Source organism: Salmonella sp. 32120201201600049SM (assembly GCF_017572835.1).
Classification (GTDB): domain Bacteria; phylum Pseudomonadota; class Gammaproteobacteria; order Enterobacterales; family Enterobacteriaceae; genus Salmonella; species Salmonella enterica.
On record NZ_JAGESA010000001.1, the window covers coordinates 914,642 to 938,513 of the forward strand.

A 23,872-nucleotide genomic window follows, 5' to 3' on the forward strand; every position below is an offset into this window, starting at 1 on the left:
TTAAAAAAGGCAGCTTTCGCTGCCTTGATTGTGTACCACGTGTCGGTGAATCAATCGCCGGATTAGCGCAGTAAAGAGAGGACGTTTTGCGGAACCTGGTTCGCCTGCGCCAGAACGGAGGTACCGGCCTGCTGCAGAATCTGCGCGCGAGACATGTTGGAAACTTCGGTCGCGTAGTCGGAATCTTCGATACGGCTACGGGCAGAAGTCAGGTTGTTTACGGTGTTGCCCAGGTTGGTAATAGCGGAGTTGAAACGGTTCTGTACCGCACCCAGGTCAGAACGTAACGTGTCAACCTGTGCCAAAGCAGCATCAATTTTCTGCAGCGGGTTTTCGGTGGTTGTAGCAGCCGCTTCCGCCAGATCAGGCTGTGCTTTAAAGTTGTGACCTTCGGCTTTACTTGCAGCGTAAGTTTTACCACCAATAGAAACAACTTCGGTTTTGCCGTCTGCGCCACCCAGTTTGTTTAGTGCAGTTTTGGATGTACCGTCATCTGCAGTGTATTTCGTAGTATTAATACTTATGGAACCATCTTTATTTTGAGTTGCAGAATAGTAATCATCGCCTACCTTAACTGCTAAACCACCATCAATAGTTTTACCGTTATTATCAGTATAAGACATCTTAACAACAGATGCTGTGCCGGCCGCTGCAACACCCGCTGCTGTCAATGCGGCTTTGGCCTCTGTCAAATCAGCGTTTTCTTGCTGAGTTTGTTTAACATCTTTTGTTGCAGTTGAAGGGAAGCCAGCAGTAATTGGTCCTGTTGGTGTGCCAGTTAAAGTGACTTTTCCATCGGCTGCAACTGTTACTTCATAAACACCATCTTTAGCCGTAGTACCTGAAACATCAGCGTAATATTTTCCAGTAGTATCATCAAACTTCAGATCACCAGTAATAGCAGGAGTACCACCTAAGGTAGTTGCTGATGCAGCAAACGTAGATTTGTCAATAGCAGTAGCAGAATCTGTATAGCCAGTGACAGTTGCAGCCGTATCGCTGACCTTATATTTTTGTTGAACATTCAGCGTATCCAGACCCAGGGTCTGAGAGTTGATCTGCTTCAGATCGATATCGATGGTTTCACCGTCGTTGGCACCAACCTGGATGGTCAAGGTGTTGTCCTGCGCCAGGACTTTCACGCCGTTGAACTGAGTCTGGCCGGATACACGGTCGATTTCGTTCAGGCGCTGGGTGATTTCAGCCTGGATGGAGTCGAGGTCAGACTGGGAGTTGGTGCTGTTAGCAGACTGAACCGCCAGTTCACGCACACGCTGCAGGTTGTTGTTGATTTCGTTCAGCGCGCCTTCAGTGGTCTGCGCAATGGAGATACCGTCGTTAGCGTTACGGGAAGCCTGAGTCAGACCTTTGATGTTCGCGGTGAAACGGTTAGCAATCGCCTGACCTGCCGCATCGTCTTTCGCGCTGTTGATACGCAGACCGGAAGACAGACGCTCGATAGCGGTACCCAGAGCGGACTGGGATTTGTTCAGGTTATTCTGGGTCAACAGCGACAGGCTGTTTGTATTAATGACTTGTGCCATGATCTTTTCCTTATCAATTACAACTTGATGTTATTGGGCTGTTGCCCACGGTTTCTCACCGTAACCCTTGTATCGGCACCTGAATTTCGAACTTTAGAAAATTTTTCACTTCCCCCGATCTTTTTCTTAGGCGGCGAAATAGCCGCTTTATGCATCATTATTCCGCGCATTATTTTTGCAAAATTATCATTAAACTTTGCCTCCAGATTGCCGATAACGCGCTTAACTACTGTTTGCAATCAAAAAGGAAGAAGGCATGGCTTCAATTTCATCATTAGGTGTGGGATCAAACTTACCGTTAGACCAGTTGTTGACAGACCTGACAAAGAACGAAAAAGGACGCTTAACGCCAATTACCAAACAGCAGAGCGCGAATTCGGCAAAGCTAACCGCCTATGGCACATTGAAAAGCGCATTAGAAAAATTCCAGACGGCAAATACCGCGTTAAATAAAGCGGATTTATTTAAGTCTACCGTGGCGTCCAGCACGACAGAGGACCTCAAAGTCAGTACTACCGCAGGCGCTGCCGCAGGGACTTATAAGATTAGCGTAACCCAGCTTGCCGCCGCGCAGTCGCTGGCGACAAAAACCACCTTCGCAACCACCAAAGAGCAGTTGGGCGATACGTCGGTCACGTCCCGGACAATTAAAATTGAACAGCCGGGACGTAAAGAGCCGCTGGAAATTAAGCTGGATAAAGGCGACACCTCCATGGAGGCGATCCGTGACGCCATCAATGACGCCGACAGCGGTATCGCCGCCAGTATCGTTAAGGTCAAAGAGAACGAATTCCAGTTGGTGCTTACCGCCAATAGCGGTACCGACAATACGATGAAGATCACGGTGGAAGGCGATACAAAACTTAACGATCTACTCGCTTATGACAGCACCACTAATACCGGCAATATGCAAGAGCTGGTGAAAGCAGAAAACGCGAAGCTGAACGTAAACGGCATCGACATTGAGCGTCAGAGCAATACCGTAACCGACGCCCCTCAGGGAATTACACTCACCCTGACGAAGAAAGTGACCGACGCGACCGTGACGGTAACGAAAGATGATACCAAGGCGAAAGAGGCGATTAAATCCTGGGTGGATGCCTATAACTCGCTGGTGGATACTTTTAGCTCATTAACTAAATATACCGCCGTTGAGCCGGGCGAAGAAGCCAGCGATAAAAACGGCGCGCTGTTAGGCGATAGTGTGGTTCGTACTATCCAGACCGGGATTCGGGCACAATTTGCCAATAGCGGCAGTAATTCTGCGTTCAAAACAATGGCGGAAATTGGCATCACCCAGGATGGGACTTCCGGCAAACTGAAGATTGATGATGATAAGCTGACCAAAGTACTGAAAGATAACACAGCCGCAGCGCGTGAGCTGCTGGTGGGCGATGGTAAAGAAACGGGGATCACCACCAAAATTGCCACCGAAGTGAAAAGTTATCTGGCGGATGACGGCATTATTGATAATGCGCAGGACAACGTTAACGCCACGCTGAAAAGCCTGACAAAACAGTACCTGTCCGTTAGCAACAGCATCGATGAAACCGTTGCCCGTTACAAGGCCCAGTTTACCCAACTGGATACCATGATGAGTAAGCTGAATAACACCAGTAGTTATTTGACCCAGCAATTTACAGCTATGAACAAGTCCTGATAACAGAGGTCACCATGTACACCGCGAGCGGTATCAAAGCTTATGCGCAAGTCAGCGTGGAAAGCGCCGTGATGAGCGCCAGCCCGCATCAGTTGATTGAAATGTTGTTTGATGGCGCGAATAGCGCTCTGGTGCGCGCTCGCCTGTTTTTAGAACAAGGCGATGTTGTCGCGAAAGGTGAAGCGTTAAGCAAAGCCATCAATATTATCGATAGCGGGCTGAAAGCCGGCCTCGATCAGGAAAAAGGCGGTGAGATTGCGACGAATCTTTCCGAGCTATACGACTATATGATTCGCCGTTTACTGCAGGCTAATTTGCGTAACGACGCTCAGGCCATCGAAGAAGTGGAAGGGTTACTCAGCAATATTGCAGAAGCCTGGAAACAGATTTCACCGAAAGCATCTTTCCAGGAGTCTCGTTAATGACCTCAACCGTGGAGTTTATCAACCGTTGGCAGCGTATTGCGCTGCTCAGTCAATCGCTGCTTGAACTTGCGCAGCGAGGTGAATGGGATCTCTTACTGCAACAAGAGGTCTCCTATCTGCAAAGTATTGAAACGGTGATGGAAAAGCAAACTCCACCGGGCATTACGCGAAGTATTCAGGATATGGTCGCCGGATACATCAAACAAACGCTGGATAATGAGCAGCTCCTGAAAGGGCTGCTGCAACAGCGACTGGATGAACTGAGTAGTTTGATCGGACAATCCACCCGCCAAAAATCACTCAACAACGCTTATGGGCGTCTTTCCGGTATGTTACTCGTGCCAGATGCGCCTGGCGCCTCATAATATTTTCCCGTCTCGTATGAAAATTCTTCCATACTCCAGAGGTCGGCTAAACGACTTCTGGAGCACGGAAGATGAAAAACCCCACGTTATTGCAGTACTTCCACTGGTATTATCCCGACGGCGGTAAACTCTGGTCTGAGCTGGCGGAACGTGCTGATGGGCTGAATGATATCGGTATCAATATGGTCTGGCTACCGCCCGCCTGTAAAGGCGCCTCCGGCGGCTATTCCGTAGGCTATGATAGCTACGACCTGTTTGACCTCGGCGAATTTGACCAAAAAGGAACTATCGCGACAAAGTACGGCGATAAACGCCAGTTACTGACGGCGATAGACGCGCTCAAAAAAAATAATATTGCGGTGCTGCTCGACGTCGTCGTGAACCACAAAATGGGCGCAGACGAAAAAGAACGTATTCGCGTTCAGCGCGTGAATCAGGATGACCGCACGCAAATCGATGACAACATCATTGAATGCGAAGGCTGGACGCGCTACACCTTCCCTGCCCGCGCGGGCCAGTATTCCAACTTTATTTGGGACTATCACTGTTTCAGCGGCATTGATCACATCGAGAATCCCGACGAAGACGGCATTTTTAAGATCGTCAATGACTATACCGGCGATGGCTGGAACGATCAGGTTGATGATGAGCTGGGTAATTTCGACTATCTGATGGGGGAAAATATCGATTTTCGCAATCACGCGGTTACGGAAGAGATTAAATATTGGGCTCGTTGGGTCATGGAACAAACCCACTGTGACGGCTTTCGCCTGGACGCGGTAAAACATATACCCGCCTGGTTTTATAAAGAATGGATTGAGCATGTACAGGCGGTTGCACCAAAACCGCTGTTTATTGTCGCAGAATACTGGTCGCATGAAGTGGATAAACTGAAAACGTACATCGATCAGGTCGACGGGAAAACCATGCTGTTCGACGCGCCGTTGCAGATGAAATTTCACGAGGCCTCGCGCCAGGGCGCGGAGTATGACATGCGCCACATATTCACCGGCACTCTGGTAGAAGCCGACCCTTTTCATGCGGTGACGCTGGTCGCTAACCACGATACACAACCGTTACAGGCGCTGGAAGCGCCGGTAGAACCCTGGTTCAAACCATTGGCCTATGCGCTGATCCTGCTTCGTGAAAACGGCGTACCGTCAGTGTTTTATCCCGATTTATACGGCGCCAGCTATGAAGATAGCGGCGAAAATGGCGAGACCTGTCGGGTCGACATGCCGGTGATTAACCAACTGGATCGGCTGATCCTCGCTCGTCAGCGTTTTGCGCACGGTATACAAACACTCTTTTTCGATCATCCTAACTGTATCGCCTTTAGTCACAGCGGTACTGAAGAGAATCCAGGCTGTGTGGTTGTACTTTCCAATGGCGACGACGGTGAAAAAACCCTCCTGCTCGGCGACAATTACGCTAACAAGACCTGGCGTGATTTTCTGGGAAACCGCAGTGAGCATGTTGTAACTAATGATCAAGGCGAAGCGACGTTCTTCTGCAACGCAGGCAGCGTCAGCGTGTGGGTCATTGAGGACGTGTGATGAGCGTTCCCGGCGGCAGAGCGCTGCCGGGAAGCGAAATTACGGCAGCGGCGTCGGCAGCGGCGTTTTTTCTAACGCGGCGGCGCACTCCGGCGTCGGACGAGCGACCCGTTGCAGCGTCATGCCATCATATTCCAGGGTATTCCCGTCGCGCTCAATCTCATAGAGCTCACGCTTAACCGTAACATTGGTTAAGTCATCGGAGAGCATGGTCAGCTTGCCCGGCAGAGCAATAACGCGCTGCCACTGGCGGCAGTCCAGCGTATCGCCTTCTTTAGTCACCACCAGGCTGGCGATAGCTTCAGGGCTCACCAGCTTACGTTGCGGGCCTTTTGACTGCCAGTACCCTTCCAGACCGGCCGGCGCGGGCGTTTTCACCACATCATTATAGTTTTCCACCTCGGCGCATCCGGCCAGAACCAGCAATGCGCCAACGATCGCTACTTTTTTCATCATTCATCCTGCATCAGAAGAAAGAGGAATTGTGGCATTAAAGCCCTGACGCCGCCAGCCTTTCCAGGCGCTGGCCGCAATTTGATCCAGTCGGTATTACCGCTTATTAGGTGTAGGCAAATTCTGTGATCGGTGTAGTATGCGCACTTCTTGTTTCACACCTTCTGAGTTCAGAGGCTAAACACATGTCATGGCAACACTTCAAGCAAACCTGGTTAATTAAATTCTGGGCGCCGGCCCCTGCGGTGATCGCAGCCGGTATTCTCTCTACCTACTATTTTGGCATCACCGGCACGTTCTGGGCCGTGACGGGCGAATTTACCCGCTGGGGCGGGCAAATTTTGCAGCTTTTTGGCGTTCATGCCGAACAGTGGGGCTACTACAAGCTGATTCATCTGGAAGGTACGCCGCTGACGCGTATCGACGGCATGATGATCCTCGGCATGTTCGGCGGCTGTTTCGCCGCGGCGCTGTGGGCCAACAACGTAAAACTGCGTATGCCGCGCAGCCGAATCCGTATCGTACAGGCGGTGGTCGGAGGCATGATCGCTGGCTTCGGCGCGCGTCTGGCGATGGGGTGTAACCTGGCCGCCTTTTTTACCGGAATCCCGCAGTTCTCCCTACATGCGTGGTTCTTTGCGCTGGCGACCGCTATCGGCTCCTGGTTCGGCGCCCGCTTTACGTTGCTGCCGATATTTCGCATACCGGTGAAAATGCAAAAGGTCTCCGCGGCTTCGCCACTGACGCAGAAACCGGATCAGGCAAGACGGCGTTTCAGGCTCGGTATGCTGGTCTTTATCGGCATGATTGGCTGGGCGTTATTAACGGCAATGCATCAGCCGAAACTGGGGCTGGCGATGCTGTTCGGCGTCGGATTTGGGCTGCTGATCGAGCGCGCGCAAATCTGCTTTACCTCGGCCTTTCGCGACCTGTGGATCTCCGGACGCGCCCATATGGCGAAAGCGATTATTTTCGGCATGGCGGTCAGCGCCATTGGTATTTTCAGCTACGTGCAGTTGGGCGTTGCACCTAAAATTATGTGGGCTGGCCCGAATGCGGTCATTGGCGGACTGCTGTTCGGTTTTGGCATCGTGCTGGCGGGCGGCTGCGAAACCGGCTGGATGTACCGCGCCGTAGAAGGCCAGGTGCATTACTGGTGGGTGGGCCTCGGCAATGTCATCGGTTCGACCATCCTGGCTTACTACTGGGATGATTTCGCGCCCGCGCTGGCGACCAGTTGGGATAAAGTTAACCTGCTGAATACCTTTGGTCCGCTGGGCGGTCTGCTGGTCACCTACCTGTTATTATTTGCCGCGCTGATGTTAATTATCGGCTGGGAAAAACGTTTTTTCCGCCGTGCGGGGCTGACGCCTGCTAAGGAATCTGTATGAAAAATATCGTCCCTGATTACCGTCTGGATATGGTTGGCGAACCTTGCCCGTACCCGGCGGTCGCCACTCTGGAAGCGATGCCGCAGCTAAAAAAAGGTGAGATCCTGGAAGTGGTGAGCGACTGTCCGCAGTCCATTAATAATATTCCACTGGATGCGCGCAATCATGGCTATACGGTGCTGGATATCCAACAGGATGGCCCGACAATTCGTTATCTGATTCAAAAATAAGCGCATACTCCCGCTGTACGTTACGGCGGGAGACCTTTTTACGGCATAACCGGCAAAAATCTACAACGCATAAAAGAAATCAGACAAGGTCGTCTTGTGCGCCGTGGCATAAATCTATTATATAACGTATACCGTTTTAATTTTGTCTGAGCCGATGAAAAATCCAGGGTTATTTTAATCAAAAAATAAAACAATTATTATTTTCCGTCTACGCCATAAAAGACTATCAGGTATTTATATTTTTACTCACTGACACTATCAGGTGATGATTTATTTATGCACAGCAGAAGCCAAAAAAATGATAAAAATTATTTTCATCTCCATTATTGGAGTCGTCTGTCTTGCCGCTGCCCGTTACTCACCCGTCACAGTGGTCAATGCACATCCGAGCGCCATTGCCCGCTGTCTCGCTGATAATCTGTCCCCGTATGGGTATATACTGGATCTCCATGAAACAGATATTCCAGGTATTAGTAAAGAATTTACCGTGTATTATCGCAACGGCGCATATATTGCAGGAACATTCTGGATTGCAAACTCAATGACAATAGCCTCAGAACGAATAGTAGGAATGAATGGCGTCAGTAAACAGGCGTACCCTATTTTTAATAAGTCCCTGCAACAATGTGCAACCCGCTTATCAATAAAATGAGCGCGCCTCGCAAAAAACAAGCCCACATAATCATGCACTGGTTGCATGGGCGTCGCGGCCCCCCCGCCGCTGACGTAGGTAAGCGCCCGGGAGTTCGCTGCGGATGTGTTGTCAGCCCTGGCTTAAACCTGCATGGACATGACTTCCTGATACGCGGCGACCAGCTTGTTGCGCACCTGAATCCCCATTTGCATAGAGACGGACGCTTTTTGCATATCAGCCATCACGTCATTAAGCGCAATGCCCGGCTCACCCAGAGTGAATTTTTCCGCCTGAACGCGCGCCGCCGTTTGTCTGTCGCTAATACGATCCAGCGCAGCATGTAGCTGGCCGGCAAAACTCACCGTCGACTGCGAGTGTGTTTCTTGCCCGCTTGCGGCCATCGCCGTCGCCTGTAACTGGCTAATAACCCCTTCAATCCCCTGTATTGCTGCCATGCTATTCCCCTGGATGATTTTTTACGCAGCAGAGATTACCAGTTTGTCAATAAGATAAAGGCGTTAAATAACGATAAAAAACCTCGGTTTTTAGCGCATAGAAAAATTCGAAACCACAAATAATGAGACCGTCAATTTTTCGAGTTTGCTGACCCGGGAGTGAGTCTTGTTCCACTTTGCAAAAAACGCCGTCCACGATCAGTCACGAGGTGCGAGATGAGTGCGACTGCATCGACTGCAACCCAACCTAAACCTCTCGAGTGGCTTAATCGCCTACGCGCGAATCCCCGAATTCCGTTAATTGTGGCGGGTTCCGCCGCCGTGGCGATCGTCGTTGCGATGGTGCTGTGGGCCAAAACGCCCGATTACCGCACGCTATTTAGCAACCTTTCCGATCAGGACGGCGGCGCGATCGTCGCGCAGTTGACCCAGATGAATATCCCCTATCGCTTTGCCAATGGCAGCGGCGCGATTGAAGTGCCCGCCGACAAAGTGCATGAACTGCGTCTGCGTCTGGCGCAGCAGGGGCTGCCTAAAGGCGGCGCGGTTGGCTTTGAACTGCTTGATCAGGAAAAATTCGGTATCAGCCAGTTCAGCGAGCAGGTGAATTATCAGCGCGCGCTGGAAGGTGAACTGGCCCGGACGATCGAGACGCTGGGGCCGGTAAAAAGCGCCCGCGTTCACCTTGCGATGCCAAAGCCGTCGCTATTTGTGCGGGAACAAAAATCCCCTTCCGCCTCCGTCACCGTCACACTGGAACCGGGACGGGCGCTGGATGAAGGACAAATTAGCGCCGTGGTACATCTGGTTTCCAGCGCTGTCGCCGGTTTGCCGCCAGGAAACGTCACTCTGGTCGATCAATCCGGTCATCTGCTCACGCAATCCAATACCAGCGGTCGCGACCTTAATGACGCGCAATTAAAATTTGCTAATGATGTGGAAAGCCGCATCCAACGCCGTATCGAAGCCATTCTGTCGCCTATCGTCGGGAACGGTAATGTTCACGCTCAGGTAACCGCCCAGTTGGATTTTGCCAATAAAGAGCAGACGGAAGAGCACTACAGCCCGAACGGCGATGCGTCGAAGGCCACCCTGCGTTCACGTCAGTTGAATATTAGCGAACAGGTAGGCGCGGGCTATCCCGGCGGCGTGCCTGGCGCGCTGTCGAACCAACCAGCGCCGCCTAACGAGGCGCCGATCGCTACGCCGCCGACCAATCAACAAAACGCGCAGAATACGCCACAAACCAGCACCAGTACCAACAGTAACAGTGCTGGCCCGCGCAGTACACAGCGTAATGAAACCAGTAACTACGAAGTGGACCGCACCATTCGTCACACCAAAATGAACGTGGGCGATATTGAGCGTCTCTCCGTGGCCGTCGTGGTGAACTACAAAACGCTGGCGGATGGCAAACCGCTGCCATTGACCGCCGATCAGATGAAACAGATCGAGGATCTAACCCGTGAGGCGATGGGTTTTTCTGATAAACGCGGCGATACGCTAAACGTGGTGAATTCACCGTTTAGCGCAGTGGATGACACCGGCGGCGAACTGCCCTTCTGGCAACAGCAGTCCTTTATCGATCAGTTGCTCGCGGCAGGTCGCTGGTTACTGGTGCTGGTGGTGGCCTGGATTCTGTGGCGCAAAGCGGTACGTCCGCAGTTGACGCGCCGCGTTGAAGAAGCGAAAGCGGCGCAGGAACAGGCGCAGGTTCGCCAGGAAACCGAAGAAGCCGTGGAAGTACGCCTTAGCAAAGACGAGCAGCTCCAGCAACGCCGGGCTAACCAGCGTCTGGGCGCTGAGGTGATGAGCCAGCGTATTCGCGAAATGTCAGACAACGATCCGCGCGTGGTGGCGCTGGTCATTCGCCAGTGGATGAGTAACGATCATGAGTAATCTTAGCGGTACCGATAAAAGCGTCATTTTGTTGATGACCATTGGCGAAGACCGGGCGGCAGAGGTGTTTAAACACCTCTCAACCCGCGAAGTACAGGCGTTAAGTACGGCGATGGCTAACGTGCGTCAGATCTCCAACAAACAACTGACGGACGTACTATCAGAGTTTGAGCAAGAAGCGGAGCAGTTCGCCGCGCTGAATATCAACGCCAACGAATACCTGCGCTCCGTACTGGTTAAAGCGCTGGGCGAAGAACGCGCCTCCAGCCTGCTGGAAGATATTCTGGAAACGCGCGATACCACCAGCGGTATCGAAACGCTCAACTTTATGGAACCGCAGAGCGCCGCCGACCTGATTCGCGACGAACACCCGCAGATTATCGCCACCATTCTGGTCCACCTTAAACGCAGTCAGGCCGCCGATATTCTGGCGCTGTTTGACGAACGACTGCGTCATGATGTGATGCTGCGTATCGCGACATTTGGCGGCGTACAACCGGCGGCGCTGGCGGAGTTGACCGAAGTGCTGAATGGCCTGCTCGACGGTCAGAACCTGAAACGCAGCAAAATGGGCGGCGTAAGAACCGCGGCGGAAATTATCAACCTGATGAAAACGCAGCAGGAAGAAGCGGTTATTACCGCTGTGCGCGAATTCGACGGCGAACTGGCGCAGAAAATCATCGACGAGATGTTCCTGTTCGAAAATCTGGTGGATGTGGACGATCGCAGTATCCAGCGTCTGTTGCAGGAAGTGGATTCCGAATCGCTGCTGATCGCTCTGAAAGGCGCCGAACCGCCATTACGCGAGAAGTTCCTGCGCAATATGTCCCAGCGCGCCGCCGATATCCTGCGCGACGACCTTGCCAACCGTGGCCCGGTTCGTCTGTCTCAGGTGGAAAACGAGCAGAAAGCGATTCTGCTTATTGTGCGTCGTCTGGCGGAAACCGGCGAAATGGTGATTGGCAGCGGCGAGGATACCTATGTCTAATGAATTGCCGTGGCAAGTCTGGACCCCCGACGATCTCGCCCCGCCGCCGGAGACGTTTGTGCCGGTTGAGGCTGATAACGTGACCTTGACAGACGATACGCCGGAGCCCGAACTCACTGCCGAACAGCAGTTGGAGCAGGAGCTGGCGCAGCTAAAAATACAGGCCCATGAACAAGGTTATAATGCCGGGCTGGCGGAGGGACGGCAAAAAGGACACGCGCAGGGATACCAGGAAGGGTTAGCGCAGGGGCTGGAGCAAGGACAAGCCCAGGCGCAGACGCAGCAGGCGCCGATTCATGCCCGTATGCAGCAGTTAGTGAACGAGTTTCAGAACACGCTTGACGCGCTCGATAGCGTTATCGCCTCACGGCTGATGCAAATGGCCCTGGAGGCCGCACGTCAGGTCATCGGCCAAACGCCGGCGGTGGACAACTCGGCGCTGATTAAACAGATCCAACAACTGTTGCAGCAAGAGCCGCTCTTTAGCGGCAAGCCGCAGTTGCGCGTGCATCCGGACGACTTACAGCGGGTGGAAGAGATGCTGGGCGCCACGCTCAGTCTTCACGGATGGCGGTTGCGCGGCGATCCAACGTTGCATCACGGCGGGTGTAAAGTCTCTGCCGATGAGGGCGATCTGGACGCCAGCGTCGCCACTCGCTGGCAAGAGTTGTGTCGCCTGGCGGCGCCGGGAGTGCTCTGATGACCACGCGCCTGACCCGCTGGCTTACCGCGCTCGACAACTTTGAAGCCAAAATGGCGTTATTGCCAGCGGTGCGTCGTTATGGACGTTTAACCCGCGCCACTGGCCTGGTACTGGAGGCCACCGGTCTCCAGCTTCCGCTGGGCGCCACCTGCATTATTGAGCGCCAGGACGGCCCTGAAACCAAAGAGGTGGAATCGGAAGTCGTCGGTTTTAACGGCCAGCGTCTGTTTTTAATGCCGCTGGAAGAGGTCGAAGGCATTCTGCCCGGTGCCCGCGTTTACGCCCGTAACGGACATGGCGACGGTCTGCAAAGCGGCAAACAGCTACCGCTCGGCCCGGCCCTGCTTGGTCGGGTGCTGGATGGCGGCGGTAAACCGCTCGACGGACTGCCTGCGCCGGATACGCTGGAAACCGGCGCGTTAATCACGCCGCCGTTTAACCCGCTACAGCGAACGCCAATCGAACATGTGTTGGATACCGGCGTACGCGCTATCAACGCGTTGTTAACCGTAGGGCGCGGTCAGCGTATGGGACTCTTTGCCGGTTCCGGCGTCGGTAAATCGGTTCTGCTTGGCATGATGGCGCGCTACACGCGGGCGGACGTGATTGTCGTGGGACTTATCGGCGAACGTGGCCGCGAAGTTAAAGATTTTATCGAAAATATTCTCGGCCCCGACGGTCGCGCGCGTTCGGTGGTGATTGCTGCCCCGGCGGATGTTTCGCCGCTGCTGCGAATGCAGGGCGCCGCCTATGCCACCCGCATCGCCGAAGACTTTCGCGATCGCGGACAGCATGTGTTGCTGATTATGGATTCGCTGACGCGCTATGCGATGGCGCAGCGTGAAATTGCGCTGGCAATCGGCGAACCGCCAGCCACCAAAGGTTATCCGCCCTCGGTGTTCGCAAAGCTGCCGGCGCTGGTCGAGCGTGCCGGTAATGGCATCCACGGCGGCGGCTCTATCACCGCGTTTTATACCGTGTTGACCGAGGGGGACGACCAACAAGATCCCATTGCCGACTCGGCACGCGCAATCCTCGACGGGCACATTGTCTTGTCCCGCCGTCTGGCGGAGGCCGGGCACTATCCGGCCATTGATATCGAGGCGTCAATCAGCCGGGCGATGACCGCGCTCATTACCGAGCAGCACTATGCGCGAGTACGGCTATTTAAACAGTTGCTTTCCAGTTTCCAGCGTAACCGCGACCTGGTCAGCGTCGGCGCTTATGCCAAAGGTAGCGATCCGATGCTCGATAAAGCCATTACCTTATGGCCGCAACTGGAAGCGTTTTTACAGCAAGGCATTTTTGAACGGGCCGACTGGGAGGACTCTCTCCAGGCGCTCGATTTAATTTTCCCGACGGTGTGATAAAGCAGGAGGGCGACGATCATGGCACAACATGGCGCTCTGGAAACACTCAAAGATCTGGCCGAAAAAGAGGTAGATGACGCGGCGCGTTTACTGGGCGAAATGCGTCGCGGCTGCCAACAGGCGGAAGAACAGCTCAAAATGCTGATCGATTATCAGAATGAGTATCGCAGTAATTTGAACACCGATATGGGCAACGGCATCGCCAGTAATCGCTGGATCAACTATCAGCAGTTTATTCAGACACTGGAAAAGGCGATAGAGCAGCATCGCCTCCAGCTTACGCAGTGGACGCAAAAAGTCGACCTGGCGCTGAAGAGCTGGCGTGAGAAAAAGCAGCGACTTCAGGCCTGGCAAACCTTACAGGACCGACAAACCGCGGCAGCGCTGTTAGCTGAAAACCGCATGGATCAGAAAAAGATGGATGAATTTGCTCAGCGTGCAGCAATGAGGAAACCCGAATGATCACCCTGCCCCAACTGATCACCACAGATACCGACATGACCGCGGGTCTGACGTCAGGAAAAACCACCGGTTCAGCCGAGGACTTTCTGGCGCTCCTGGCGGGCGCGTTAGGCGCAGACGGCGCACAGGGCAAAGACGCCCGCATCACGCTGGCCGATTTACAGGCGGCAGGCGGCAAGTTATCGAAAGAGCTACTGACCCAACATGGCGAGCCAGTCCAGGCGGTGAAGCTTGCCGACCTGCTGGCGCAAAAAGCGAATGCGACGGATGAAACGCTTACCGATCTGACACAAGCGCAGCATCTACTGTCTACGCTAACGCCATCGTTGAAAACCAGCGCTCTGGCCGCACTGAGTAAGACGGCGCAGCATGATGAGAAAACGCCCGCGCTGAGCGATGAGGATCTTGCCAGTCTGAGCGCCTTATTCGCCATGCTGCCCGGACAACCTGTCGCGACGCCTGTCGCCGGAGAAACGCCGGCTGAAAATCACATCGCCTTGCCGTCACTGTTACGCGGCGACATGCCATCGGCGCCGCAGGAAGAGACACATACGCTCTCTTTTAGCGAGCATGAAAAAGGGAAAACCGAGGCGTCGCTTGCGCGCGCCAGCGACGATCGCGCCACGGGGCCAGCACTGACGCCGCTGGTGGTTGCTGCCACCGCGACCAGCGCGAAAGTGGAGGTGGATAGCCCGCCCGCGCCAGTAACGCATGGCGCGGCAATGCCGACGCTCAGCAGCGCCACGGCGCAACCGCAACCGCTACCTGTCGCCTCAGCCCCGGTACTCAGCGCGCCGTTAGGCAGCCATGAATGGCAGCAAACGTTCAGTCAGCAGGTCATGTTATTTACGCGTCAGGGACAGCAAAGCGCGCAGCTTCGATTGCATCCGGAAGAGTTAGGTCAGGTGCATATTTCGCTCAAGCTGGATGACAATCAGGCGCAACTCCAGATGGTATCGCCGCACAGCCATGTCCGCGCCGCGCTGGAAGCCGCCCTGCCCATGTTGCGCACTCAGTTGGCGGAAAGCGGCATTCAGTTGGGACAAAGCAGCATCAGTAGCGAAAGCTTTGCCGGACAGCAGCAGTCTTCATCGCAACAACAGTCTTCCCGCGCCCAACACACGGACGCGTTTGGCGCTGAAGATGACATAGCGTTAGCGGCGCCGGCCTCGCTTCAGGCCGCCGCGCGCGGCAATGGCGCAGTGGATATCTTCGCCTAACGCCAGAGGTAGCATGATTATCCGCGTCTTTTCCACGCTTTGTCGTGGACAGGACACGGGATAATCAGCCAATAAGCAGTACCGAAACAGGAAGCCCGTATCAGATGACTGACTCCGCGATTAACAAAAAGAGCAAACGCTCGATTTGGATACCTTTGCTGGTGTTGATTACCCTCGCCGCCTGCGCGACCGCCGGTTATAGCTACTGGCGTATGCAGCAGCAACCGACCACGAACGCTAAAGCGGAACCGGCTCCGCCGCCCGCGCCGGTATTTTTTGCGCTGGATACGTTTACCGTCAATCTGGGCGATGCGGATCGCGTGTTGTATATCGGCGTGACCCTGCGTCTGAAAGACGAAGCGACGCGCGCGCGATTAAATGAATATCTGCCGGAAGTGCGCAGCCGTCTGCTGTTGTTGTTTTCCCGTCAGAATGCCGCCGAGCTCTCAACAGAAGCTGGCAAACAAAAACTGATTGCCGCCATTAAAGAGACGCTGGCCGCGCCGCTCGTTGCCGGACAACCAAAACAGGTCGTCACTGACGTGCTTTATACAGCTTTTATTCTGCGGTAACGATATGGGCGATAGTATTCTTTCTCAGGCTGAAATCGATGCGCTGTTGAACGGCGACAGCGACACCAAAGACGAACCCACTCCCGGTATCGCAAGCGATAGCGATATTCGCCCTTACGATCCCAATACCCAGCGTCGCGTCGTGCGTGAACGCTTGCAGGCGCTGGAGATTATTAACGAGCGTTTCGCACGCCAGTTCCGGATGGGATTATTTAACCTGCTGCGCCGCAGCCCGGATATTACCGTGGGCGCCATACGTATTCAGCCGTATCACGAATTTGCGCGTAACCTGCCGGTACCGACCAACCTGAACCTGATCCACCTGAAGCCGCTACGCGGCACCGGGCTGGTGGTGTTCTCGCCGAGTCTGGTGTTTATTGCCGTCGATAACCTGTTCGGCGGCGACGGCCGCTTTCCGACCAAAGTCGAGGGCCGCGAGTTTACCCATACGGAACAGCGTGTCATCAACCGTATGCTGAAACTGGCGCTGGAAGGCTATAGCGACGCATGGAAAGCCATTAATCCGCTGGAAGTGGAGTATGTGCGTTCCGAAATGCAGGTGAAATTTACCAATATCACCACCTCGCCGAACGATATCGTCGTCAATACGCCGTTTCATGTGGAGATCGGCAATCTGACCGGTGAATTTAACATCTGTCTGCCATTTAGCATGATCGAGCCGCTGCGTGAGCTGCTGGTGAATCCGCCGCTGGAAAACTCGCGCCATGAAGATCAGAACTGGCGTGATAACCTGGTGCGCCAGGTTCAGCACTCTGAACTGGAGCTGGTGGCCAATTTTGCCGATATTCCGTTGCGTCTTTCCCAGATTTTGAAGCTGAAACCCGGCGATGTACTGCCGATTGAAAAACCCGACCGCATTATTGCTCATGTGGACGGCGTTCCGGTACTCACCAGCCAATATGGCACCGTAAACGGACAGTATGCGCTACGCGTAGAACATTTGATCAACCCAATTTTGAATTCGCTGAATGAGGAACAGCCCAAATGAGTGACATGAATAATCCGTCCGATGAGAATACTGGCGCATTGGATGATCTGTGGGCTGACGCGTTAAACGAGCAAAAAGCAACCACCAATAAAAGCGCCGCCGACGCGGTTTTCCAACAGCTTGGCGGCGGCGATGTCAGCGGTGCTATGCAGGATATCGATCTGATTATGGATATCCCGGTCAAACTGACCGTAGAGCTGGGCCGCACGCGAATGACCATTAAAGAACTGCTGCGTCTGACGCAGGGGTCGGTCGTCGCGCTGGACGGGCTGGCGGGCGAGCCGCTGGATATCCTGATTAATGGCTACCTGATTGCCCAGGGTGAAGTGGTCGTCGTGGCGGATAAATACGGCGTACGTATCACCGATATTATTACGCCATCCGAGCGTATGCGTCGTTTGAGTCGTTAATGATGAAGACAGAGGCCACGGTTTCTCAGCCCACCGCGCCAGCCGGATCGCCGCTCATGCAGGTGAGCGGCGCATTAATTGGCATTATTGCGCTCATTCTGGCGGCGGCCTGGGTGATTAAGCGTATGGGATTCGCGCCCAAAGGAAATAGCGTCCGGGGGCTCAAGGTGTCAGCCAGCGCCTCGCTTGGCCCGCGCGAACGCGTGGTGATTGTCGAGGTCGAAAATGCGCGTCTGGTACTGGGCGTGACCGCCTCGCAGATCAACCTGCTGCACACCCTGCCGCCCGCGGAGAATGACACGGAAGCACCCGTTGCCCCACCGGCGGATTTCCAGAACATGATGAAGAGCTTACTCAAGCGTTCCGGGAGATCCTGATGCGCCGTTTGTTATTCCTTTCTCTGGCGGGTCTGTGGCTTTTTAGTCCCGTCGCTGCTGCGCAACTGCCGGGGCTTATCAGCCAACCATTAGCGGGCGGAGGCCAAAGCTGGTCATTATCCGTCCAGACGCTGGTTTTCATCACCTCGCTGACGTTTCTGCCGGCGATTTTACTGATGATGACGAGCTTCACACGTATCATCATTGTTTTTGGCCTGTTGCGTAACGCGCTGGGCACGCCCTCGGCACCGCCAAATCAGGTGTTACTCGGGCTGGCGTTGTTTTTGACCTTTTTTATTATGTCGCCCGTCATTGACAAGATTTACGTGGATGCTTACCAGCCGTTTAGCGAGCAGAAAATTTCTATGCAGGAAGCGCTGGATAAAGGCGCGCAACCGTTACGCGCGTTCATGCTGCGCCAAACCCGCGAAGCCGATCTGGCGCTGTTTGCCCGTCTGGCCAATAGCGGTCCGTTACAGGGACCGGAAGCAGTACCGATGCGTATCCTCCTGCCCGCTTATGTCACCAGCGAATTAAAGACGGCGTTTCAGATCGGTTTTACGATTTTCATCCCTTTTTTGATTATCGACCTGGTGATCGCCAGCGTATTGATGGCGTTGGGGATGATGATGGTGCCGCCAGCGACAATCGCCCTACCGTTTAAGCTGATGCTGTTTGTGCTGGTCGATGGTTGGCAATTGCTTGTGGGGTCGCTGGCCCAAAGCTTTTACAGTTAGAGGCGCAAAATGACTCCTGAATCCGTCATGATGATGGGCACCGAGGCGATGAAAGTCGCTCTCGCCCTGGCTGCGCCGCTGTTACTCGTCGCGCTGATTACCGGCCTCATTATCAGCATCTTGCAGGCCGCGACTCAGATTAATGAAATGACGCTGTCGTTTATCCCTAAAATCGTCGCGGTATTCATCGCAATTATCGTTGCCGGCCCGTGGATGCTCAACCTGCTGCTGGACTACGTACGCACTCTGTTCAGCAATTTACCTTATATCATCGGATAAACAGAACGATGATTCAGGTTACAAGCGAGCAATGGCTATACTGGCTGCATCTCTATTTCTGGCCTTTGCTGCGCGTACTGGCGCTGATTTCAACGGCGCCCATTCTCAGCGAGCGCGCTATTCCCAAGCGGGTAAAACTGGGGTTGGGAATAATGATTACCCTCGTTATCGCGCCGTCGCTACCGGCAAACGATACGCCGCTTTTTTCTATTGCCGCCTTATGGCTGGCGATGCAACAAATTCTGATCGGTATTGCGCTGGGATTTACCATGCAATTCGCCTTTGCGGCGGTGCGTACCGCAGGTGAGTTTATCGGTCTGCAAATGGGGCTTTCCTTTGCCACCTTCGTCGACCCGGGCAGCCACCTGAATATGCCGGTTCTGGCGCGTATTATGGATATGCTCGCCATGCTACTGTTTCTCACCTTTAATGGCCATTTGTGGCTTATTTCGCTGCTGGTCGATACCTTCCACACTCTGCCCATCGGTAGTAACCCGGTGAACAGTAATGCATTTATGGCGCTCGCCAGGGCCGGAGGGCTCATTTTCTTAAACGGACTGATGCTGGCATTGCCGGTCATTACCCTCCTGCTTACGCTCAACCTGGCGCTGGGGCTATTAAACCGCATGGCGCCGCAGCTCTCGATATTTGTTATCGGTTTCCCGCTTACCCTCACCGTCGGCATTATGCTGATGGCCGCGCTAATGCCATTAATTGCGCCGTTTTGCGAACATTTATTCAGCGAAATTTTCAATTTGCTTGCTGATATTGTTAGCGAGATGCCGATAAATAATAACCCATAATTTTTATCCTGTTTTACTAAGGTTTATCCGAAAATAAATTTTAAAAAACATTCACCAGGATATATCCGCTGCCCCTTATTTGTTTTTACTTCACTCACATAACGCAACATTCACTTTACTTTAAGATGATTCCTGGCAAATTATATGTAACTTTACGGGATAGTAAGTTCGCCTGAAAAACCGCGTAAGCGTTGTCTAAGGTGACTATTCGTGTTCCGTCTGATTATGGTGAGTTATTCAGGTAAGGGGAATTATCGTTACGCATTGAGTGAGGGTATGCCATGTCAACGATTATTATGGATTTATGCAGTTACACCCGGCTAGGGTTAAGCGGGTATCTGGTCAGCAGAGGGGTGAAAAAAAGGGAAATCAACGACATCGAAACCGTTGACGAACTCGCTATCGCTTGTGGCGCGCATCGGCCTTCGGTGGTGTTTATTAATGAGGACTGTTTCATTCATACGCCTTCAGACAGTCAACAAATAAAGCAAATCATTAATCAACATCCTGACACGTTATTTATTGTTTTTATGGCAATTGCTAATGTGCATTTTGATGAATATTTATTAGTAAGAAAAAACTTATTGATTAGCTCGAAATCGATTAAACCTGACTCGCTGGATACCCTTCTTGGCGATATTCTGAAAAAAGAGTCGGGTATTTCAGGAACCATAAATTTACCAACATTATCGTTAAGTCGAACTGAATCCAGCATGTTGCGAATGTGGATGGAAGGTCAGGGAACCATTCAGATTTCTGACAGAATGAATATTAAAGCAAAAACAGTATCCTCCCATAAGGGGAATATAAAAAGAAAGATAAAAACGCATAATAAACAAGTGATCTATCACGTAGTGCGGCTGACAGATAACGTCACTAACGGCATTTTTGTTAACATGCGCTGAGACATCCGGACTGGCAATGTACCTCCAGTCCGGCTCAATTAGTCCTGCTCCGCCTTCTCGACAAAAATACCATCCTGGTGACCTGACTCATTGAAGAACCAGATGCCGAGCGGGTAATCCTCCAGCGAAACCAGGTACATTGTGCCTTCACTAAATTCTTCCACTGCCAGTACCACGCCCGGTCGGCGGGGACCGCCGTCCGTTTTAACGGTTACCCGATCATTCACCTTCATCATTTTCCTCCTGTCGCTTTGTGCCAGTGTAGAACAATTTTCTGCGTCTGACAGCGCCTTGCCGGCGTGTTTGCTGGTTTTCTCAACGGTCTATACTTAGGCTGTCAGGAACCTGTGAGGTAGTGAAGATGAAAACGGCAAAAGAGTACAGTGATACGGCCAAGCGCGAAGTGAGCGTCGATGTAGATGCGCTACTGGCGGCCATCAATGAAATCAGCGAAAGCGAGGTTCACCGTAGCCAGGAAGATCCTGAGCGGGTGAGCGTAGACGGACGGGAATATCATACATGGCATGAATTAGCTGAAGCATTCGAGCTGGATATTCATGATTTTAGTGTAACAGAAGTAAACCGTTAAGAATGGCCGAAAAAAATCCCGGCCCTACGGGTCGGGATCAAACTTGCTTATGCAAGAAGCACTTGAAAATTCGTTACACCAGGAAATCTGATGTGAGATTTACCTTATCTGCAATTTTTTTGCATGACAAGTAAATATTTTTTACATGAATGATTAAGCACGCTAATAGTTCGGTAGCAAAAGTGTGACAACGCATGTGCTGCCTGGAAGCGACGGGATCGGTTCCAGTTAGCGTTCGACTTCTTTCGGGTGTGCTTTAGGACTTTTCCTGGAAATAAGCCCGCCGTTGCAACGGAAAATGAGGAAAAAATGCTCTCAATCCATGACCCCTTGCTGATTTTTACCGATCTGGACGGCACATTGCTGAACAGCCACACTTTTGAGTGGCAGCCCGCGGCTCCCTGGCTTACACGCCTGCATGAAAGCGGCGTGCCTGTGATCCTCTGTAGCAGTAAAACCGCGGCTGAAATGCTCCAGCTCCAGACGACGTTAAATCTACAGGGACTGCCGCTGATTGCGGAAAACGGCGCGGTGATCCAACTGGACGTTCATTGGGAAGACCATCCCAACTATCCCCGCCTGATAGCCGGTATTTCTCACAACGAAATCCGCCTCGTCCTGCATAAATTGCGTGAAAAGGAACAGTTTAAGTTCACCACGTTTGATGACGTTGACGATCAGGTGATAAGCGAATGGACGGGCCTAAACCGGGCACAGTCTGCCCTAACCCGTCTGCATGAAGCGTCGGTGTCGCTGATCTGGCGCGATAGCGATGAACGCATGGCGCAGTTTGTCGCCCGTTTAAATGACCTGGGACTGCAATTTGTCCATGGCGCCCGTTTCTGGCATGTGCTGGACGCCTCCGCCGGTAAAGATCAGGCTGCCAACTGGCTGATTGAAGCATATCGTCGGCAGTGGCGCGCGCGTCCTCTGACGTTGGGACTAGGAGACGGCCCCAATGATGCGCCTTTACTGGATGTGATGGATTATGCGGTTGTCGTCAAAGGGCTAAACCGGGAGGGCGTACATTTGCGTAACGACGATCCTCAGCGCGTCTACCGTAGCCAGAACGAAGGGCCGGATGGCTGGCGCGAAGGAATGGACTATTTCTTTTCCCGCTCCTGAGTCGCGTCGCTGGCGCAAATACGGTTACGTCCGGACTGTTTGGCGTAATAAAGCCGTTTGTCGGCCAGCGACTGCAACTGCTCAAAATCATAGTCGCCGTATTCCTCCGCGCTACTGATCCCCATTGACGCGCTGATACGAAGCGTCGTGCTTTTCGTCACCAGAATCTCTTTGTCATTAATGCGCTGGCGTATGCGTTCGGCAATCTGCAGCGCCTGCGCTTTCGTCGCGCCGGGCAGCACGATACAAAACTCTTCGCCCCCTACCCGTCCGGCGATGTCGTGCGCTCGAATGGTGCTGCCAATGAGCCCAGCGGCATGGGACAACACGCGATCGCCTGCCTGATGACCAAAGCGATCGTTAACGCTTTTAAAATAATCTAAATCCAGCTGTATCACAGAAAATGGCTGGCGGGCTTCCCGGTAGCGCTTTGCCAGCCTGGACGCTTTTTCAAACAGCGCGCCACGGTTATACAGCCGGGTCAGCGGATCGTGCCATGCCTGCCATTGCAGCGAATTTTGCAGAACAAACATGTTTTTGACCATATGTCGAATAACGCCCCAGGAGATCAACAGCATCGCCGTAAAAAGCACCCATAACAGCGTCAGCGCGATACTAATACTGCCAAAATTCCCTTGTATGCCTTCACGTAATGTATGCACGCGCAGCAGGACGCCATCAAAATGATCCAGCCGCTCCCAGCTTACATAATGCGTTCCTAAACGCAGCCCGCCCAGGGTATCTTTTTCTATTTCACGCGCCAGTAAGGCGCGCTCACGGTCATTTAACGTATTCGCGGTTTGTTGTTCCGGCGCGGAGTCCGTCAACAAACGGAGATGGTTATCGTATAGCTGATATTCCCCTTCAATATCCTTTTCGGCCGCATCGCGCAGGAACCGCTGTAATGACGCGACGGGAATATCCATTGCCAGTACGCCATACCAGTAATTATCGTGATCCAGCGGTAGACTGGCTGTCACTTTTTTCTGCTCGTCAGCAACATAGGGCTGTGCGGAGGTAAACCACCGCACGCCGCGCTGTGGGTTACGCCGTTGGCTTTGCTCGATAAACCAGGGCTGGGTCACGTACTGATAGTAACGGGAGACAATATCGCTACCGTACGCCGTAGGGAGAGTTGAGAGGTAAAACCCTGAGCGAGAAACATACATCGTCTCCAGCGTCAGCATGGCGGATGAGCGCGCCAGACGCGCCAGATACCCTAACTCCAGCGTGGCGGTTAATTCATTTGCCAGGTCACGACTCTCCCGCGAAAGAAGCGTCGTCCGGGCGACAAATTGATCGGAAACGCCATATAACGGCAATGTCCGCCGCTTATCCAGCTCCAGTTGCCAGAAATGTCTGACGCGTCGTTGCTCAAACTGCGTCACCGCGCTTTGCAATGCGGAAAAAGCCAGCGGCGCCACCAGCGCTTCATGCATACCGTTGCGTAAAAAGATCAACCTGTCCATGTTGAATTGCAGTTGGCGGTCAAGGACATTCGCGACGCTCCCCAGATGATTGCGCTGACTGGCGACATACGCGTCTTTCAGTATCATCACTTCCCGCCAGGTAAGTAGCGTCGAGAACAGCATCACGATCAGAAAACAGGTGTTGACGACATGACCGGGACCAAAACGCCGCGCCAGCTTTTTAAACCAGCCTTGATTGTCTAACAGTGTTTCGTGCGGCACCCTGGTAACTCCTGGTTATT

Annotated in this window: 28 protein-coding genes; 23 read left to right on the plus strand and 5 right to left on the minus strand. The window is 53.1% G+C overall.

Translation table 11 applies throughout. The features are described 5' to 3' along the window. Nucleotides 1-62: 62 nt before the first annotated feature. Nucleotides 63-1,544 carry a FliC/FljB family flagellin gene (locus J4650_RS04615; RefSeq protein ID WP_000079808.1) on the minus strand — a complete coding sequence of 494 codons (1,482 nt, stop codon included), beginning with the start codon at nucleotides 1,542-1,544 and terminating at the stop codon, nucleotides 63-65. Between the two features lie 256 nt (nucleotides 1,545-1,800). Here J4650_RS04615 and fliD point away from each other — a divergent pair, with 256 nt between their 5' ends. The 4 genes from fliD (at nucleotide 1,801) to amyA (ending at nucleotide 5,550) form a co-directional block, all read left to right on the plus strand. Continuing rightward, nucleotides 1,801-3,204, plus strand: coding sequence for a flagellar filament capping protein FliD (gene fliD, locus J4650_RS04620; protein WP_000146806.1), 1,404 nt, complete (start codon nucleotides 1,801-1,803; stop codon nucleotides 3,202-3,204). Between the two features lie 14 nt (nucleotides 3,205-3,218). After that, complete coding sequence (fliS, locus tag J4650_RS04625) at nucleotides 3,219-3,626, plus strand: flagellar export chaperone FliS (RefSeq protein ID WP_023993338.1); 408 nt, start codon at nucleotides 3,219-3,221, stop codon at nucleotides 3,624-3,626. Continuing rightward, nucleotides 3,626-3,994, plus strand: coding sequence for a flagella biosynthesis regulatory protein FliT (fliT, locus tag J4650_RS04630; protein ID WP_000204899.1), 369 nt, complete (start codon nucleotides 3,626-3,628; stop codon nucleotides 3,992-3,994). Before fliS ends, fliT begins: the two co-directional genes overlap by 1 nt. A gap of 71 nt (nucleotides 3,995-4,065) precedes the next feature. Beyond that, a complete protein-coding gene (gene amyA / locus J4650_RS04635; protein WP_023993339.1) occupies nucleotides 4,066-5,550 on the plus strand; it encodes an alpha-amylase in 1,485 nt (494 codons plus the stop codon). Nucleotides 5,551-5,589: 39 nt separating this feature from the next. Here the strand turns inward: amyA and yedD are convergent, their stop codons facing one another. Continuing rightward, nucleotides 5,590-6,003: a lipoprotein YedD gene (gene yedD, locus J4650_RS04640; RefSeq protein WP_000754694.1), complete on the minus strand. Its 414-nt coding sequence runs from the start codon at nucleotides 6,001-6,003 to the stop codon at nucleotides 5,590-5,592. Nucleotides 6,004-6,131: 128 nt separating this feature from the next. Here yedD and yedE point away from each other — a divergent pair, with 128 nt between their 5' ends. From yedE to J4650_RS04655, 3 genes are all read left to right on the plus strand, one after another. Then, nucleotides 6,132-7,394 (plus strand): selenium metabolism membrane protein YedE/FdhT, encoded by a 1,263-nt coding sequence (yedE, locus tag J4650_RS04645; protein WP_322933999.1) that lies wholly within the window; start codon nucleotides 6,132-6,134, stop codon nucleotides 7,392-7,394. Beyond that, nucleotides 7,391-7,624: a sulfurtransferase-like selenium metabolism protein YedF gene (yedF, locus tag J4650_RS04650; protein WP_000790504.1), complete on the plus strand. Its 234-nt coding sequence runs from the start codon at nucleotides 7,391-7,393 to the stop codon at nucleotides 7,622-7,624. The genes yedE and yedF overlap by 4 nt, the downstream gene beginning before the upstream one ends. A 265-nt stretch (nucleotides 7,625-7,889) precedes the next feature. Further along, the gene (locus tag J4650_RS04655) at nucleotides 7,890-8,276 is read left to right on the plus strand and encodes a hypothetical protein (protein ID WP_001629111.1); all 387 of its coding nucleotides are present in this window, start codon (nucleotides 7,890-7,892) and stop codon (nucleotides 8,274-8,276) included. 122 nt (nucleotides 8,277-8,398) lie between these two features. Here the strand turns inward: J4650_RS04655 and fliE are convergent, their stop codons facing one another. Further along, a complete protein-coding gene (gene fliE, locus J4650_RS04660; protein ID WP_000719042.1) occupies nucleotides 8,399-8,713 on the minus strand; it encodes a flagellar hook-basal body complex protein FliE in 315 nt (104 codons plus the stop codon). A gap of 216 nt (nucleotides 8,714-8,929) precedes the next feature. On the opposite strand from fliE, the gene fliF reads away from it, so the two are divergent. From fliF to rcsA, 14 genes are all read left to right on the plus strand, one after another. Further along, the gene (gene fliF / locus J4650_RS04665; protein WP_001276833.1) at nucleotides 8,930-10,612 is read left to right on the plus strand and encodes a flagellar basal-body MS-ring/collar protein FliF; all 1,683 of its coding nucleotides are present in this window, start codon (nucleotides 8,930-8,932) and stop codon (nucleotides 10,610-10,612) included. After that, a complete protein-coding gene (gene fliG / locus J4650_RS04670) occupies nucleotides 10,605-11,600 on the plus strand; it encodes a flagellar motor switch protein FliG (RefSeq protein ID WP_000067735.1) in 996 nt (331 codons plus the stop codon). Before fliF ends, fliG begins: the two co-directional genes overlap by 8 nt. After that, entirely contained in the window at nucleotides 11,593-12,300 is a 708-nt protein-coding gene (gene fliH, locus J4650_RS04675) for a flagellar assembly protein FliH (protein ID WP_001748526.1), read from the plus strand. Before fliG ends, fliH begins: the two co-directional genes overlap by 8 nt. Continuing rightward, the gene (gene fliI / locus J4650_RS04680) at nucleotides 12,300-13,670 is read left to right on the plus strand and encodes a flagellar protein export ATPase FliI (RefSeq protein ID WP_000213257.1); all 1,371 of its coding nucleotides are present in this window, start codon (nucleotides 12,300-12,302) and stop codon (nucleotides 13,668-13,670) included. Before fliH ends, fliI begins: the two co-directional genes overlap by 1 nt. Nucleotides 13,671-13,691: 21 nt before the next feature. Then, a complete protein-coding gene (fliJ, locus tag J4650_RS04685; RefSeq protein ID WP_000046981.1) occupies nucleotides 13,692-14,135 on the plus strand; it encodes a flagellar export protein FliJ in 444 nt (147 codons plus the stop codon). Next, nucleotides 14,132-15,355, plus strand: a complete 1,224-nt coding sequence (gene fliK / locus J4650_RS04690; protein WP_023993340.1) for a flagellar hook length control protein FliK — start codon at nucleotides 14,132-14,134, stop codon at nucleotides 15,353-15,355. The genes fliJ and fliK overlap by 4 nt, the downstream gene beginning before the upstream one ends. A gap of 104 nt (nucleotides 15,356-15,459) precedes the next feature. Then, complete coding sequence (gene fliL / locus J4650_RS04695) at nucleotides 15,460-15,927, plus strand: flagellar basal body-associated protein FliL (RefSeq protein ID WP_000132169.1); 468 nt, start codon at nucleotides 15,460-15,462, stop codon at nucleotides 15,925-15,927. A gap of 4 nt (nucleotides 15,928-15,931) precedes the next feature. Further along, entirely contained in the window at nucleotides 15,932-16,936 is a 1,005-nt protein-coding gene (gene fliM, locus J4650_RS04700) for a flagellar motor switch protein FliM (protein ID WP_000502811.1), read from the plus strand. Continuing rightward, on the plus strand, nucleotides 16,933-17,346 hold the full coding sequence (gene fliN / locus J4650_RS04705) for a flagellar motor switch protein FliN (RefSeq protein WP_001282111.1): 414 nt from the start codon (nucleotides 16,933-16,935) through the stop codon (nucleotides 17,344-17,346). The genes fliM and fliN overlap by 4 nt, the downstream gene beginning before the upstream one ends. Next, a complete protein-coding gene (gene fliO, locus J4650_RS04710) occupies nucleotides 17,346-17,723 on the plus strand; it encodes a flagellar biosynthetic protein FliO (protein ID WP_000978276.1) in 378 nt (125 codons plus the stop codon). The genes fliN and fliO overlap by 1 nt, the downstream gene beginning before the upstream one ends. Beyond that, complete coding sequence (fliP, locus tag J4650_RS04715) at nucleotides 17,723-18,460, plus strand: flagellar type III secretion system pore protein FliP (protein WP_001253414.1); 738 nt, start codon at nucleotides 17,723-17,725, stop codon at nucleotides 18,458-18,460. Before fliO ends, fliP begins: the two co-directional genes overlap by 1 nt. 9 nt (nucleotides 18,461-18,469) lie before the next feature. After that, complete coding sequence (gene fliQ, locus J4650_RS04720) at nucleotides 18,470-18,739, plus strand: flagellar biosynthesis protein FliQ (protein WP_000187355.1); 270 nt, start codon at nucleotides 18,470-18,472, stop codon at nucleotides 18,737-18,739. Nucleotides 18,740-18,747: 8 nt separating this feature from the next. After that, nucleotides 18,748-19,542 carry a flagellar biosynthetic protein FliR gene (gene fliR / locus J4650_RS04725; RefSeq protein ID WP_000616953.1) on the plus strand — a complete coding sequence of 265 codons (795 nt, stop codon included), beginning with the start codon at nucleotides 18,748-18,750 and terminating at the stop codon, nucleotides 19,540-19,542. Nucleotides 19,543-19,823: 281 nt separating this feature from the next. Then, a complete protein-coding gene (gene rcsA / locus J4650_RS04730; RefSeq protein WP_023993341.1) occupies nucleotides 19,824-20,447 on the plus strand; it encodes a transcriptional regulator RcsA in 624 nt (207 codons plus the stop codon). A gap of 38 nt (nucleotides 20,448-20,485) precedes the next feature. Here the strand turns inward: rcsA and dsrB are convergent, their stop codons facing one another. Next, nucleotides 20,486-20,680: a protein DsrB gene (dsrB, locus tag J4650_RS04735; protein WP_000867218.1), complete on the minus strand. Its 195-nt coding sequence runs from the start codon at nucleotides 20,678-20,680 to the stop codon at nucleotides 20,486-20,488. A gap of 128 nt (nucleotides 20,681-20,808) precedes the next feature. Here dsrB and yodD point away from each other — a divergent pair, with 128 nt between their 5' ends. Then, nucleotides 20,809-21,036: a YodD family peroxide/acid resistance protein gene (gene yodD, locus J4650_RS04740; protein ID WP_000844798.1), complete on the plus strand. Its 228-nt coding sequence runs from the start codon at nucleotides 20,809-20,811 to the stop codon at nucleotides 21,034-21,036. Nucleotides 21,037-21,345: 309 nt separating this feature from the next. Beyond that, nucleotides 21,346-22,161, plus strand: coding sequence for a mannosyl-3-phosphoglycerate phosphatase-related protein (locus tag J4650_RS04745; RefSeq protein WP_000948794.1), 816 nt, complete (start codon nucleotides 21,346-21,348; stop codon nucleotides 22,159-22,161). On the opposite strand, the gene dgcQ is transcribed toward J4650_RS04745, so the two are convergent. Then, nucleotides 22,140-23,852, minus strand: a complete 1,713-nt coding sequence (gene dgcQ / locus J4650_RS04750) for a cellulose biosynthesis regulator diguanylate cyclase DgcQ (RefSeq protein WP_001119828.1) — start codon at nucleotides 23,850-23,852, stop codon at nucleotides 22,140-22,142. The two genes, J4650_RS04745 and dgcQ, sit on opposite strands and share 22 nt — an antisense overlap. Nucleotides 23,853-23,872 lie beyond the last annotated feature (20 nt).